The sequence below is a fragment of the Bartonella tribocorum genome, assembly GCF_002777915.1.
In the GTDB taxonomy this organism is placed as follows: domain Bacteria; phylum Pseudomonadota; class Alphaproteobacteria; order Rhizobiales; family Rhizobiaceae; genus Bartonella; species Bartonella tribocorum_A.
The window spans coordinates 1-12,979 of the sequence record NZ_NJGE01000006.1 but is presented as its reverse complement, the minus strand read 5'-3'; the positions used below and the strand labels follow the sequence as shown (position 1 = coordinate 12,979).

The 12,979-nt window shown below is 37.2% G+C and carries 13 protein-coding genes and 2 tRNA genes; 8 read left to right on the top strand and 7 right to left on the bottom strand.

What is annotated here, in order from left to right; translation table 11 throughout:
• Positions 1–8 precede the first annotated feature (8 nt).
• The 3 genes from CER18_RS03600 to rpe form a co-directional block, all read right to left on the bottom strand.
• Entirely contained in the window at positions 9–557 is a 549-nt protein-coding gene (locus tag CER18_RS03600) for an alpha/beta hydrolase (protein ID WP_100128732.1), read from the bottom strand.
• A 68-nt stretch (positions 558–625) separates the two neighbouring features.
• Positions 626–1,933 carry an adenylosuccinate lyase gene (gene purB, locus CER18_RS03595; RefSeq protein ID WP_100128731.1) on the bottom strand — a complete coding sequence of 436 codons (1,308 nt, stop codon included), beginning with the start codon at positions 1,931–1,933 and terminating at the stop codon, positions 626–628.
• Between the two features lie 11 nt (positions 1,934–1,944).
• Positions 1,945–2,619 (bottom strand): ribulose-phosphate 3-epimerase, encoded by a 675-nt coding sequence (gene rpe, locus CER18_RS03590; protein WP_100128730.1) that lies wholly within the window; start codon positions 2,617–2,619, stop codon positions 1,945–1,947.
• Positions 2,620–2,764: 145 nt separating this feature from the next.
• Here rpe and CER18_RS03585 point away from each other — a divergent pair, with 145 nt between their 5' ends.
• Together CER18_RS03585 and dksA are read left to right on the top strand one after the other, a co-directional pair.
• On the top strand, positions 2,765–3,298 hold the full coding sequence (locus tag CER18_RS03585) for a flavin reductase (protein ID WP_100128788.1): 534 nt from the start codon (positions 2,765–2,767) through the stop codon (positions 3,296–3,298).
• Between the two features lie 293 nt (positions 3,299–3,591).
• Positions 3,592–4,008 (top strand): RNA polymerase-binding protein DksA, encoded by a 417-nt coding sequence (gene dksA / locus CER18_RS03580; RefSeq protein WP_100128729.1) that lies wholly within the window; start codon positions 3,592–3,594, stop codon positions 4,006–4,008.
• Between the two features lie 53 nt (positions 4,009–4,061).
• Here dksA and CER18_RS03575 read toward each other — a convergent pair whose 3' ends face one another.
• Positions 4,062–4,538, bottom strand: a complete 477-nt coding sequence (locus tag CER18_RS03575) for a flagellar biosynthetic protein FliO (protein WP_100128728.1) — start codon at positions 4,536–4,538, stop codon at positions 4,062–4,064.
• Between the two features lie 204 nt (positions 4,539–4,742).
• On the opposite strand from CER18_RS03575, the gene CER18_RS03570 reads away from it, so the two are divergent.
• Positions 4,743–7,286 carry a response regulator gene (locus CER18_RS03570; protein WP_100128727.1) on the top strand — a complete coding sequence of 848 codons (2,544 nt, stop codon included), beginning with the start codon at positions 4,743–4,745 and terminating at the stop codon, positions 7,284–7,286.
• 280 nt (positions 7,287–7,566) lie between these two features.
• Here CER18_RS03570 and purN read toward each other — a convergent pair whose 3' ends face one another.
• Positions 7,567–8,178, bottom strand: coding sequence for a phosphoribosylglycinamide formyltransferase (gene purN, locus CER18_RS03565; protein ID WP_100128726.1), 612 nt, complete (start codon positions 8,176–8,178; stop codon positions 7,567–7,569).
• Positions 8,175–9,266, bottom strand: a complete 1,092-nt coding sequence (purM, locus tag CER18_RS03560) for a phosphoribosylformylglycinamidine cyclo-ligase (protein WP_100128725.1) — start codon at positions 9,264–9,266, stop codon at positions 8,175–8,177. Before purM ends, purN begins: the two co-directional genes overlap by 4 nt.
• A 159-nt stretch (positions 9,267–9,425) precedes the next feature.
• On the opposite strand from purM, the gene CER18_RS03555 reads away from it, so the two are divergent.
• From CER18_RS03555 to CER18_RS03535, 5 genes are all read left to right on the top strand, one after another.
• Positions 9,426–10,637 carry an AI-2E family transporter gene (locus CER18_RS03555; protein WP_100128724.1) on the top strand — a complete coding sequence of 404 codons (1,212 nt, stop codon included), beginning with the start codon at positions 9,426–9,428 and terminating at the stop codon, positions 10,635–10,637.
• Positions 10,634–11,323, top strand: coding sequence for a DnaA regulatory inactivator HdaA (gene hdaA / locus CER18_RS03550; RefSeq protein WP_100128723.1), 690 nt, complete (start codon positions 10,634–10,636; stop codon positions 11,321–11,323). The genes CER18_RS03555 and hdaA overlap by 4 nt, the downstream gene beginning before the upstream one ends.
• 727 nt (positions 11,324–12,050) lie before the next feature.
• Positions 12,051–12,127 (top strand) — tRNA-Pro (locus tag CER18_RS03545).
• 89 nt (positions 12,128–12,216) lie between these two features.
• The gene (locus CER18_RS03540; RefSeq protein WP_100128722.1) at positions 12,217–12,522 is read left to right on the top strand and encodes an ETC complex I subunit; all 306 of its coding nucleotides are present in this window, start codon (positions 12,217–12,219) and stop codon (positions 12,520–12,522) included.
• Between the two features lie 46 nt (positions 12,523–12,568).
• Positions 12,569–12,645 (top strand) — tRNA-Arg (locus tag CER18_RS03535).
• Between the two features lie 77 nt (positions 12,646–12,722).
• Here CER18_RS03535 and CER18_RS03530 read toward each other — a convergent pair.
• The coding region (locus CER18_RS03530; protein WP_180299377.1) for a tyrosine-type recombinase/integrase at positions 12,723–12,979 on the bottom strand (257 nt) is incomplete at its 5' end.

Here is a 12,979-nt window from a genome sequence, read left to right as displayed (position 1 = left end):
CTTTTGGATCAGATTTTTGCAAGAAAATGAGAGAGCACCATAAGCCCTTCAGGCCAAGGTCCGTGTCCAGATTCTGCATTAATATGGCCAGAATACCCAGCATCAACAAAGAGTGAGCCCCAGTCTTTGGCAATTTTTTCTGCAACTGAAAATTGACAAAATTCATCGTTACGACTGGCTATGACAATAGAAGGAAAAGGCAACTTTTGACGATGATAGGGGCCAAACGTCATTAAATGTTTGGGACGTATTTTCTCATTGGCGACATCGGGAGGAGCAACAAAGAAAGCGCCACAAATTTTTTCTGCATTTTGTACAGTTGCATGAATCGCGGTAGGAACCCCTAATGAATGCGCAATAATCATAACAGACTTTTGAGCTTGTGCGATGCCGGTTTTAACTTCATTAACCCACTCATCACAAACAGGTTTTGACCAATGGGCTTGTTCTATACGGCGGGCGGTCGATAGTTTTTTTTCCCAACGTGTTTGCCAATGATCAGGACCAGATCCTTTGTAGCCAGGAATAATAAGAATATCGAGTTGATTTGCTTTCATGAATTGTTTTCTTTGTCACAATAGGTTTTTGATCATAGATGGAATAGATTTGGACTTTCTATATTGTTCTATTGTTGTTCAAAAACACGTTTAAAAATCGTATTGATATGTTTGGTGTGGTAAGAAAGGTCAAATTTTTCTCGAAGTTCTGCTTCACTTAAAGCTTTTCTAACATCTTTGTCGTTGAGCAGTTCTTCTAAAAAATCTTTTCCTTGTTCCCAAACCTTCATCGCATTTCTTTGTACAATCCGATATGAATCTTCACGACTGATTCCTGCTTGTGTGAGGGCTAAAAGTACCCGTTGTGAATGAACAAGACCTCGGAATTTATTAAGATTTTTTTGCATATTTTCTGGATAGACAATGAGATTTTCAATGACAGATGTGAGGCGAGAAAGTGCAAAATCAAGGGTAATCGTTGCATCAGGGCCAATATAACGCTCGACAGATGAGTGAGAAATATCACGTTCATGCCAGAGTGCTACATTTTCCATGGCAGGGAGTGCAAATGCACGGACCATACGAGCTAACCCCGTTAAATTTTCTGTTAAAACTGGATTGCGTTTATGAGGCATTGCCGATGAACCTTTTTGTCCTGGTGAAAAATGTTCCTCTGCTTCGAGAACCTCTGTTCGCTGTAAATGGCGTATTTCTATCGCTAGCCTTTCAATAGAGGACGCAATAACACCAAGTGTTGCAAAAAACATAGCATGACGATCCCGTGGTATGACTTGGGTGGAAACGGGTTCCGCACGCATCCTCAAGGCTTTTGCGACATGTTCTTCAACGCGTGGATCGATATTGGCAAAAGTTCCTACCGCTCCTGAAATCGCGCAAGTAGAAATTTCTTCACGTGCAGCAAGAAGACGTTTGCGACAACGAGAAAATTCAGCGTATGCGAGAGCGAACTTGACGCCAAATGTTGTTGGTTCAGCATGAATGCCGTGACTCCGCCCAATGGTAATGGTTTCTTTATGTTCAAAAGCACGTCTTTTTAAGGCTTCAAGGAGTTGATCTATATCCTTGAGTAAAATATCACTCGCACGCATCAATTGAATGCTCAGTGTTGTATCGAGAACATCAGAGGATGTCATGCCTTGGTGGATAAAACGTGCTTCGGGTCCAATGAATTCAGCAAGATGGGTTAGAAATGCAATAACATCATGTTTGGTAATGGCTTCAATTTCATCAATGCGATTGACATCAAATTCAGCGGCCGCCCCTTTTTCCCAAATGATTTTGGCTGCTTCTTTTGGAATAACCCCCAGTTGAGCAAGAGCATCACAAGCATGGGCTTCAATTTCAAACCAAATACGATATTTTGTTTCAGGAGACCAAATTGTTACCATTTCAGGGCGGGAATAACGTGTGATCATCATTTTTTTCCTTATTGTGCGAGGATTGCAGCTTGGCGCAATGCATTCATGCGTGTTTTGTAAAGCTCTTTGTTTCCGTTTTTATAAATTGCAGAGCCTGCGACAAATACATTTGCACCAGCTTTTGCAGTTATTCCAATCGTATCAACGGTGATTCCACCATCAACTTCAAGATCAATAGGGCGATTTGCAATCATGCTTTTAACGCGCTTAATTTTATTTTTTATTTCTGGAATAAAATTTTGTCCACCAAAACCAGGATTGACCGTCATAATGAGGATGAGATCTAGTTGATCAAGCAAATATTCAAGGATATGTTCAGGGGTGCTTGGATTGAGTGCAATCCCTGCTTTTTTACCCATTGCTTTGATTGTTTGGAGTGAACGGTGAAGATGGGGACTTGCTTCAGCATGAATGGTTATAATATCTGCGCCAGCTTTTGCGAAAGCTTCCAAATAAGGATCAACAGGTTTGATCATCAGGTGGACATCAAATATTGCTTTGGTTAATGGACGCAGAGCCTTGATGACGTCAGGGCCAAAGGTGATGTTAGGAACAAAGTGCCCATCCATAATATCAAGATGAAGCCAATCTGCACCAGCATCAACGACATCTAATATTTCTTGTCCAAGTTTAGAAAAATCAGAAGCCAAGAGTGAAGGTGAAATAAGATGAGAATGGGGCATAAAAATCTCCTTGATTGGCTGTTTTTATCATGTTGCTGTGTATACACAAATATCTTTTGTGTTATGACGGAACAGAAAAATGCGTATTATAGATCCTTGTTATAGAAAGATCGCTTGAAATTTTAAAGTTTGATAAGTGAAAGATATGTCGAATCATAAAACGTGTTTAATGCCTGAACTTCAAGATAATATTACCGTTTCTTCGCAAGAATATCGAGATGCTATGAGCCATTTTGCAGGCGCTGTGCATATTGTGACAACAGATGGCATTAAGGGAAAGCGCGGGGTGACGGTTTCGGCATGTTGTTCTTTATCTGATGATCCTCCAACACTTCTTGTTTGTCTCATGCGCCATAATCTGAAGAATCATGTGTTTATGGAAAATGGAATTTTTTGTGTTAATAGCTTGGCAGGGAAACATCGTCCATTAGCGGACGCCTTTTCAAGGCGTTGCAATGTTCCACAAAATGAGCGTTTTGATGTTGAACAATGGGGAACTTTGCAAACGGGGGCGCCTAGTCTTTCAGATGCTTTAGCATCTTTTGATTGTCGTTTGATTTGTTGGCATGAACATGCAACCCATTGTGTATTGATTGGTGAAGTTGTTGCAATCAATCGTAGTCAAGAAAAAGATGCTTTGATGTATTTGAATCGCGGATATCACACTTTACCTTTATAAAGATTTTTATTTTTGGGCAGTGGTGAGATGGTTGATTAGGGCTTCATTTAAATTTTAGTGCGCTGAAAAAGGAGGAGGGATAGGGCTTTGAATTTTCTTCTTTTTAAGGTTTATCAAAAAATAAGGAAGATAATTTTTAATCAAGAGTCCAACTTGAGATCAAAAAAGATACAAGATCAAACAGCGTATTTAGACATTTTGTAGATTGTTATGAAAAAACATTTTACTCTTGTGTTGATGGGTATTGCACAATATATAGACCCCACAGAGCAGATGTGGAGGTTTTTTATTGCATGAGCGAAGAGATTGATGGTCAATATCGCCCTAGTGAAGATGAGCCTTTTATGAATGAGCGGCAAAAGGCATATTTTCGTGCTAAATTAGTTTCTTGGAAGAATGATATCTTAAAAGAAGCGCGTGAGACTTTGGAAAATTTGCAGGAAGAGAATATTGGTCAACCCGATTTGACCGATAGGGCATCTTGTGAAACTGATCGTACAATTGAATTACGTGCTCGTGATCGTCAAAGAAAACTTATTTCAAAAATAGATGCTGCCTTGGAGCGAATTGATAATGGGACATATGGTTTTTGTGAAGAAACCGGTGAGCCTATTAGTATAAAACGTCTTGAAGCTCGGCCGATTGCCGTTTTGTCGTTGGAAGCACAAGAACGTCACGAACGACGTGAAAAAGTTTATCGTGATGATTAAAGGTTATTAGAACGATACACAAAAGAGGTTTGTAGTAATAAAATTGTAATATTTTATTTTGGAGGGGTAGGAATAAACAGAGATGGTTCTTGCCTCCCTTCAATTTCGGCCGTAATTGCTGAATCTTTTACCGCTTGTTTTGAAAAAGAAGAGGAGATTTTATCTGGCGTATCGTTTCTTTCTGTAAGAGGAGAAGTGGGATCGGTGTGTATTTCTCTCTTTTGTGTTCTGGATGTATTGGCAATATCGGATTCTACAACCACATCTGTTAATCCGCCAATAAGAAGCAAATGTTCTTTATCATCACAACGGACTAAAACAAGGTGGCGTGTTCGATCTATAGAAATTGCTTCACATAATGCTAGTCGTGATAGATTTTTTTTTCTATTAGTCTTGAATCTTCCCATATTTAAACGGCGCAAAAACAAGATAATTATGGTAATGGCTGCAATTGTTATTATAAAAAACAAAGAGCTTATCGTTATATTTGCAGCAGAGACACCTATTTGGTCTGATAACCAGATATACATAGTTTTTCTCCCATTTTGCTATGGAAACTATCGTTTTTTATTGAGATAAATTTATAAATATATCCTTAAAAGACTCATTTAAAGACAAGAAATAAGCCTTTTGACATTAAGTGAGCTTTCTTAGATAGATAATATCATAGTATATATTTTATAACAAAGGAAGTTTCTTGGTATAAGAGACAGCTAAATCTAAGGCAGAGAGAGATGGATAAAGGTTTTGAGAATAATGAAAGATCAGCGTCTTCGTCTTCTGCTCGTCAGAGAGTTGTGATGTTGGCTGCTGTTTTTACCTTAGTTTTCCTCTTTATTATGGGCATTTTAGATTTTTTTTATCCACAAAGTTATTTGCAAAAGGCTGTGGTGGCATCTTTTTTGATTCTAGCGATTATCGGAGTTGCAACACTTGCTTTAAGTGGAATGGGAATTTTAAGATACCATGCATCATGGTTGTATGAAGATTTTGATTTTAGCATCTTTAATAGGAGTGATGATGCAATTGTAATCTCTGATCTTTCTGGTTTTGTTTATTATTCTAATCAAAACTATCAAAAAATTCTGACCTATAAGCCTGAAGCGTCTTGTTATAGGGTTATCGCTGATCTTCCAGGAGCTGGTGCACTTTCCTATCGCTTAAAAGTTGCAGCTTATAACAATCTTTCAGCGCAAGAAGAGTTAAGAGTAGACCAACCAATTTTAACCGATTCTACACAAAAAAAACCTGCTTGGTATAATATCTCCATTCAACCTATTACAAAACGGAAAAAAAAGTTTTTATTTTGGCGCATTAGCGATATTTCCCATTTACAACAAACCCGAGAAGTTTTTTTCTCTAACCTTCAAGAGGCGATCAATCATTTGGATCAAGCGCCTGTTGGTTTTTTATCCGTGAGTGCACAAGGGACTATTCTTTATGCCAATGCGGTTTTTGCCGAATGGTTCTCTGTTGATTTAGCAAATTTTACCGTTGGTCAATATCATTTTGATCCATTATTTGAGAATGTTGGTGCTAAGAGCTCATGGAGTGATATTTGCTTGCAAATCAACAGATATCAAAACTCAGGTTACTCTTTACCTTATAGGTTCTCGTTATGTTTAAATTCACAGACCACGTGTGAGAAAATATTTCACTGTTTTATCTCTGCTTCTTCTCTCTTAGAGGAGGAAGCCGTTTATCGTATTGTGATCATTCCACAACAAATACAAAAAGAAGAGAATGATCAATTAAAGTTACCTCGTATATTAGAAGAATATTTTGATGCGAGTCCTTTTGCAATAGCTGTGGTAAATCAGGAAGGGCAGCTGATTCACATGAATAATGCTTTTTCATCACTTATGGAATGTATGGATAAAACGATCAATTTTTATGATGTTATTTCTCGTCGTGATTATGTGCAGTTAGAGCGTGCCTTTCAGAAAATTGCGACCAATAAAAATTATTTTATTTCTTTGGAAACCGTTTTAGAAAAGAATAAAGAGTGCCATTTACGTCTTCATGTTATGTCTGTACCACCCTATCATGGTAATGCGCTACAAGATTTGGTCATTATCTCTGTTACTGAAACAACAGAACAAAAAACACTTGAAGATAAAATGATGCAAAGTCAGAAGATGCAAGCTGTTGGACAATTGGCAGGCGGCATTGCTCATGATTTTAATAATGTTTTAACAGCCATTTTAATGTCATGTGATCTTCTTTTAAATACGCATCGTAGCTCTGATCCGGCTCATGCTGATCTGATCAATATTAAAAATAATGCTAATCGTGCAGCGGCTCTTGTACAGCAATTACTTGCTTTTTCTAGAAAGCAAACGCTTCGACCTGAAGAGGTTGATTTTACAGATTTTTTATCGGATATTCGCAATCTTCTTTTACCACTTTTGGGGAATAATATTCAGTTAAAAATTATCCATGGAAGAGATTTGTGGAGCGTTGAAGTCGATCAGGCATCTTTTCAGCGTGTGATTATGAATTTGGTTATTAATGCGCGTGATGCCATGTTCGATGGCGGTATTGTTACAATTGCGACAAACAATATTACAAAACAACAAAGTGCTGAATTTAATCATCTGGGTTTAGCAATTGGTGAATATGTGCGATTGACTATTTCAGATACAGGAACTGGAATATCTGCTACTATACAAGAAAAAATGTTTGAGCCATTTTTTACAACAAAAGAAGTTGGAAAAGGGACCGGCCTTGGTTTATCAATGGTTTATGGAATTATTAAGCAGAGTGGTGGATATATTTATTGTGAAAGTAAAGAGGGAGAAGGGGCAACATTTCATATTTTCCTGCCCCGTTATATCCCAGATATAAAAGGAGAAATTTCTCAGAAGATTGAAAAAGATGAAGAGAAAGATAAAAATATAGACTTAACGGGATCTGCGACTATTTTATTGGTTGAAGATGAGGATGCGGTCAGAATGGGAGGGGTAAGAGCTCTTCAAATGAGAGGATATACGGTTTTAGAGGCGGCAAGCGGGGTGGAAGCCCTTTCTATTCTTGAAGAAAAAAAAGGTGTTGTTGATATTATTGTTTCCGATGTGGTGATGCCAGAAATGGATGGACCTACTTTATTAAAGGAAGTCCGTAAAAACTATCCTGATATCAAATTTCTTTTCGTTTCTGGATATGCAAAAGATGCTTTTGCTAAGAATCTTCCACAAGATGCTGTTTTTGGTTTTTTATCTAAACCTTTTACACTCAAACAGTTAGCACTAACAGTTAAAGAAACACTTTCATCATGATGCAAAAATTGATGCAATAGAAAAATTGCGTATTTTAAGATTTTTTAAGGGAAATACGAGAGTATTTTGATCCGTAGAGCTCGTGGTAATATCCGGAAAACTTAAATAAGCAAGAACAATTTGGAAATTTAAATAATAAAAAAATTACATATTCTACGCAAAAATTTATGAAGAAATGAACTTTACCCTGTCAACATTAGAGATCTTTAATGATAGGTGCTGAAGATGAACTATATGTATGTACAACGTTGAAAAAAGCTATAGATTGCTGTGATATATATCAAAAAGATAAGAGTTGTTGTTGCGCATCGACATTTTTGCCCTTTCCTTCAATAAATACTTTTAAGGCTTCAGGGTAGAGTTTATGCTCTGCTTTAAGAACTCTTTGTGCCAAGCACTCTGTGGTATCGTGAGGATAGACTGGAACAGCTGCTTGGGCAAGGATTTTTCCAGCATCCATGTCTTCTGTAACAAGGTGAACAGTACAACCTGAGATTTTTACGCCTGCTTGTAAAGCTCTTTCATGCGTATTTAAGCCTTTAAATGAAGGTAAAAGAGAAGGATGAATGTTTAAAATTCGTCCTTCATAAAGTTTTACGAAACGCGATGAGATAAGGCGCATATACCCCGCAAAGCAAAGAAAATCCGGTTTATATTGATCTAAAATTGTAAAAATATCTTCTTCATGTTCTTCTTTTGTTTTGTAGATCTTGCGATCAACAATATGAATAGGTAAGTTATGATTTTGTGCTTTTTCAATACCGTTTGCACGTGGATTATCGCAAATAACTGCAACGATTTCAGCAGGATATCCCTTTTGTTGACTCGCTTGAACAAGGGCAACCATATTGGACCCATTACCAGAAATGAAAATGACGATTTGTTTTTTCATAAATGCAGTCCCCCTTTATAAAGTATTCCTTTATTTTGATCTTGGCGTTTTATTAAAACGCCAAGGGGAGTCACTGTCTCTCCATTTCTTTCAAGAGCTTGCGTAACCGTTTCAGCTGTATGCTGTCCTACGATAATAATCATGCCAATACCACAATTGAATGTTCGTAACATTTCTGTTTCTTCTATTTTACCTTGTTCGGCAATCCATGAAAAGACGGAGGGAACATTGATGGTAGAAAGATTAATTTCAGCACAGAGAGAAGAGGGAATGACACGTGGAATATTCTCAGAAAAGCCTCCACCCGTAATATGCGCTAGAGCTTTAATTCCTTCGTACTTTCGCATGATAGGAAGAAGCGATTTCACATAAATTCGTGTTGGTGTTAGGAGCGCTGTACCAAGGCTATTTGGGGGAGAAAAAGGGGCAGGGTCATTCCATTTGAGATAATTTTGCTCAATGATTCGTCGAACAAGTGAAAAGCCGTTGGAATGAATTCCAGAGGCGCTTAGGCCTAAGATAATATCGCCTTCTATCAGATCTTTTGATGGGAGCAGCATGCTGCGTTCACATGCGCCTACAGCAAAACCTGCCAGATCATAATCTCCTTCTGCATACATTCCTGGCATTTCTGCAGTTTCTCCCCCAATAAGAGCAGCACCGGCTTGTTTACATCCTTCTGCAATACCAGAAACGATTGCGGCACCTTGTTCAGGATCAAGTTTTCCTGTTGCAAAATAATCCAGAAAAAAGAGAGGTTCAGCCCCTTGTACAAGTAAATCATTGACACACATAGCTACCAGATCAATACCTACAGTGTTATGGTGCCCTACTTCAATGGCAATTTTTAGTTTTGTTCCAACACCATCATTGGCTGCAACAAGGATAGGATCTGTGAAACCCGCTGCTTTTAAATCAAAAAGGCCACCAAAACCACCAATTTCTGCATCTGCCCCAGCTCGTTTTGTCGCGCGTATAAAGGGTTTAATTTTTTCTACCATAGCATTACCCATATCGATGTTTACACCGGCTTTTGCGTAGGTAAGACCAGCTTTGGATTTATTGTTTGTAAGATCTTGATTGCTCATTGGAGCCTTCCTCTAATGGAAAATCAGGTTTTGATGTTATGCAATGCCATGATAGAGTTTTCTCTGCAAGAGATATTGATAAGAAAATAGGCAACTTTGCTTGTACCTTATTTTTAAGATGTTTATAATTTTTGTGAAGAATTTTTTTTAGGATATTTTATGAGCAAGATATCAGATAATCACGAGCAGTCTTCTTGGAAACTTATGAAAAAGAAAGTGAGTGAGAATATATCCCGTGACCGTTATAAGACTTATATGCCAGCATATACACAATTACCGTTGCCGAATAATATGAAGAGACAAATCTTTTTTTGGCTTGGGACGCTGATTTTTTTCATTCTTTTTATGTTTATTTTTGGGTCAATTTTACTTCCTTTTGTGGCAGGGATTGTGTTGGCTTATTTTCTTAATCCCATTGTTCAATTACTTGAAAAGTTTGGTATTCGTCGTGTTTTTGGAACTGTCCTCATTACTTTATTTATTGTTATTATCTTTGTTGCTGCTTTAGTTATTCTGATTCCTATTATTAGTTGGCAAATACAGCAATTTGTGAGTGATGGCTTACCTGTTTATATGAATCGTATTCAAACCTTTTTTGTTGAGCATGATTTTGATTGGATAAGGCGCTATTTTGGAAGTGATCCAAATGAATTACGGAGTAATATTAAAGGACTTTTGGGAGAAAGTTCTGATTTTATTACATCTCTTTTGAATTCACTTTTGAAATCAGGAAAGTCTATCGTTAATATCGTTAGCTTATTCGTTGTAGCGCCTGTGGTGGCATTTTATATGTTATTAGATTGGCCACGTATGGTGACGGCAATTGATTCTTTAATACCGCGCGATCATCTTGGTACTGTTCGTAGTATTTTTTATGAAATGGATAGAGCTATTGCAGGTTTTGTTCGTGGACAAGGAACTGTTTGTCTCATATTGGGAGGCTATTATGCTATTGGTTTAACGATTGCAGGACTCAATTTTGGTCTTTTAATTGGTATGTTTATTGGCCTTATTAGCTTTATTCCTTATATTGGAACAATGAGTGGTTTGGTCCTTTCTGTTGGGATTGCATGGGTCCAGTTTTATCCCAATAATTGGGGGGGAATCATCATTGTGATGGCGCTTTTTTTAATTGGTCAATTTATTGAGGGTTATATTCTTCAACCAAAACTTGTTGGTTCATCAGTGGGATTACATCCCGTATGGTTGATGTTTTCGCTTTTTGCTTTTTCTTCACTCTTTGGTTTTACTGGTATGCTTGTTGCTGTTCCTGCAGCCGCGGCTGTGGGTGTTTTAGTTCGTTTTGCCCTTCATACTTATCTTAGTTCTCAGATGTATTCACGAAGTGGAAATTCGGAGCCGCTAAAATGAATGGGCAAGAAACGCAATTATCTTTAAATTTTCCTTATGAGCCGATTTTTCAATTTGATGATTTAGTCGTGACGGATAGTAATCGTATGGCTTTTCAGCTTATTGATCACTGGCCCAATTGGAGCTTACCTATTGCAGTTTTGGTTGGAAAAGAAGGATCTGGAAAAACGCACTTTTCGAGTATATGGCTCCAAAAAGCAAATGCATTCAGGATACAGCACAATAAAATTGATCAGGCTGTTGCTATGGCTGCCTTAGGCAGATCATTTTTAATAGAAGATATTGATGCAGAGGAAATTAATGAGACAGAACTTTTTCATTTAATTAACAGTGTTAAACAAGCAAATGTTAATGTACGGCAAGCCACTTTGTTGATGACAGCACGAACGCTCCCTTCCACTTGGAATTTAGAGTTAAATGATCTAAAAAGTCGTCTTAATTCCGTGATGTTCGTTGAAATTAATCAGCCTGATGATGCTTTGTTAACAGCTGTTGCCTTTAAGCTTTTTTCCGATAGGCAGCTTATTGTGCATCCAGATACAGTTTATTATCTTATCAGCCGTTGTGAACGTTCTTTATTTTCATTAAAGTATGTTATTGATTCTGTTGATCAGTTGGCGTTACAAAGAAAAAGAAAAATAACACGTGCTGTTATTGCTGAAGTTTTGAATAGAAAAAAAACGTAAACATTTCTTATCATGGTTTTACATGTTCTTCTCTTTTATTGTTGTTTGAATATGAGGAAAGGCAAATCATTTAAATTTTTCTGCTTTTTTGATACCTGTTAAGAGTGAAAAAATGTTATTTTTTTATATGTTTCGTTTAAATGGCTTTGAGGTTTTATTGGATAAATATTCTTTTCATCACTTGTATAAGCTATATGTATTTTTGTATTTGAAAACGTTTCTAAAAAGAGCTCTTTATTTTATTTATCATAAAACTTTTATGGTTTGAAGAAATGTTTGTTGTTTAGGGACTTCGATTATAGGAGAAACGAGAGTTTTTTTCGTTTTGCGAAGAATAGAAAAAGAGGAGAAAGAAGCTTAATACAGCTGGATTTTATACGAATACAGTGGGGATATTATATTCCCTTTGGAAAAGTTTTTGTAGCATATAAGTTGTTTTTTCTAAAATTCTACCTGTAGAATGCGTTCTGATATAGTGGGAGTTTACTTAAAACAGGATAAAATTATAGAATTCTTATAAAGAGATTCATTATTTTTTATATCGATTAGATTTTTATACGGATGTTATTTTCTATTTTCCTCAATAAATATGTTATTGAGGGGAAAAAAAATTTAAAAACATTCTTTTTTGTAAAGAAATGCAACAAAATTGAAAAAAAGTGTGTTTTTCTCTTGCACTTCTATTGTGAAAATTTTAGGAAATGTGCATCAAATAAATATTAAATGGCGGAGCGTAGCGCAGCCTGGTAGCGCACCTGATTTGGGATCAGGGGGTCGTAGGTTCGAATCCTATCGCTCCGACCATATTTGATAAGGTATATGAGAATGACCCCGTTGGGTGCGTGTGGTGAAAGACGATCATTTAAGCGTTTTGTAATCTGGAGGGAAAAGGCATGATCGCACGTATTTATAGTCCTGCTAAAACAGCTATGCAGTCAGGTAAGGGGAATATAGGCTTTTGGATTCTACAGTATGAGCCAATGAAAGCAAAAATGCTAGAGCCTCTTATGGGGTACACGGCAACATCTGATATGAATAGTCAGGTAAGAATCCGTTTTCGGAGTAAAGAAGAAGCCATTGCTTTTGCACGCAAGCATGCTATCCCTTATCGTGTAGAAAAGATACATACGTCGATTCGGCGTGCTATTTCTTATTCTGATAATTTTCGCAGTGATCGGCAGCAATCTTGGACACATTAGGTTAAAAATGCTGTTTTGAATTGAGAAAATAATCAGTTGGATGTTGGGTCCCGTAGCTCAGCTGGATAGAGCAACGGCCTTCTAAGCCGTGGGTCACAGGTTCGAATCCTGTCGGGATCGCCAAGTTTAAATAAAATCAATAGGTTATATAAAAGTTCGGGCATTTTGAGTCTATTGATTCTTTTGACTTATTTTTATGTCTATCCCGAACCTTTTTGTAGCTTTTTTATTGCTTCTATTGCTAATCGTTTTCTATCTGCTGTTTTAGTATAAAGGGATGCCATTTTATCTTCTGTCCAGCCAAAAAGCGCTTTCATTTGTGAAACTGTCGCACCAGCATTCGCAGCGCGTGTGGCTGCTAATTTTCTCAATCCATGGGCTGATTTTTTAATTCCAGCCGCATTACAAGCGTCTCTAAAGGCGTTACCAAAGCTTTCTTTGATGAATTTTTTATTAG

Excerpts from the sequence above, each read along its gene's own strand:
- CER18_RS03600 (WP_100128732.1), bottom strand. The coding sequence starts at position 557 with ATGAAAGCAAATCAACTCGATATTCTTATTATTCCTGGCTACAAAGGA.
- purB (WP_100128731.1), bottom strand. The coding sequence starts at position 1,933 with ATGATCACACGTTATTCCCGCCCTGAAATGGTAACAATTTGGTCTCCT.
- rpe (WP_100128730.1), bottom strand. The coding sequence starts at position 2,619 with ATGCCCCATTCTCATCTTATTTCACCTTCACTCTTGGCTTCTGATTTT.
- CER18_RS03585 (WP_100128788.1), top strand. The coding sequence starts at position 2,765 with ATGTCGAATCATAAAACGTGTTTAATGCCTGAACTTCAAGATAATATT.
- dksA (WP_100128729.1), top strand. The coding sequence starts at position 3,592 with ATGAGCGAAGAGATTGATGGTCAATATCGCCCTAGTGAAGATGAGCCT.
- CER18_RS03575 (WP_100128728.1), bottom strand. The coding sequence starts at position 4,538 with ATGTATATCTGGTTATCAGACCAAATAGGTGTCTCTGCTGCAAATATA.
- CER18_RS03570 (WP_100128727.1), top strand. The coding sequence starts at position 4,743 with ATGGATAAAGGTTTTGAGAATAATGAAAGATCAGCGTCTTCGTCTTCT.
- purN (WP_100128726.1), bottom strand. The coding sequence starts at position 8,178 with ATGAAAAAACAAATCGTCATTTTCATTTCTGGTAATGGGTCCAATATG.
- purM (WP_100128725.1), bottom strand. The coding sequence starts at position 9,266 with ATGAGCAATCAAGATCTTACAAACAATAAATCCAAAGCTGGTCTTACC.
- CER18_RS03555 (WP_100128724.1), top strand. The coding sequence starts at position 9,426 with ATGAGCAAGATATCAGATAATCACGAGCAGTCTTCTTGGAAACTTATG.
- hdaA (WP_100128723.1), top strand. The coding sequence starts at position 10,634 with ATGAATGGGCAAGAAACGCAATTATCTTTAAATTTTCCTTATGAGCCG.
- CER18_RS03540 (WP_100128722.1), top strand. The coding sequence starts at position 12,217 with ATGATCGCACGTATTTATAGTCCTGCTAAAACAGCTATGCAGTCAGGT.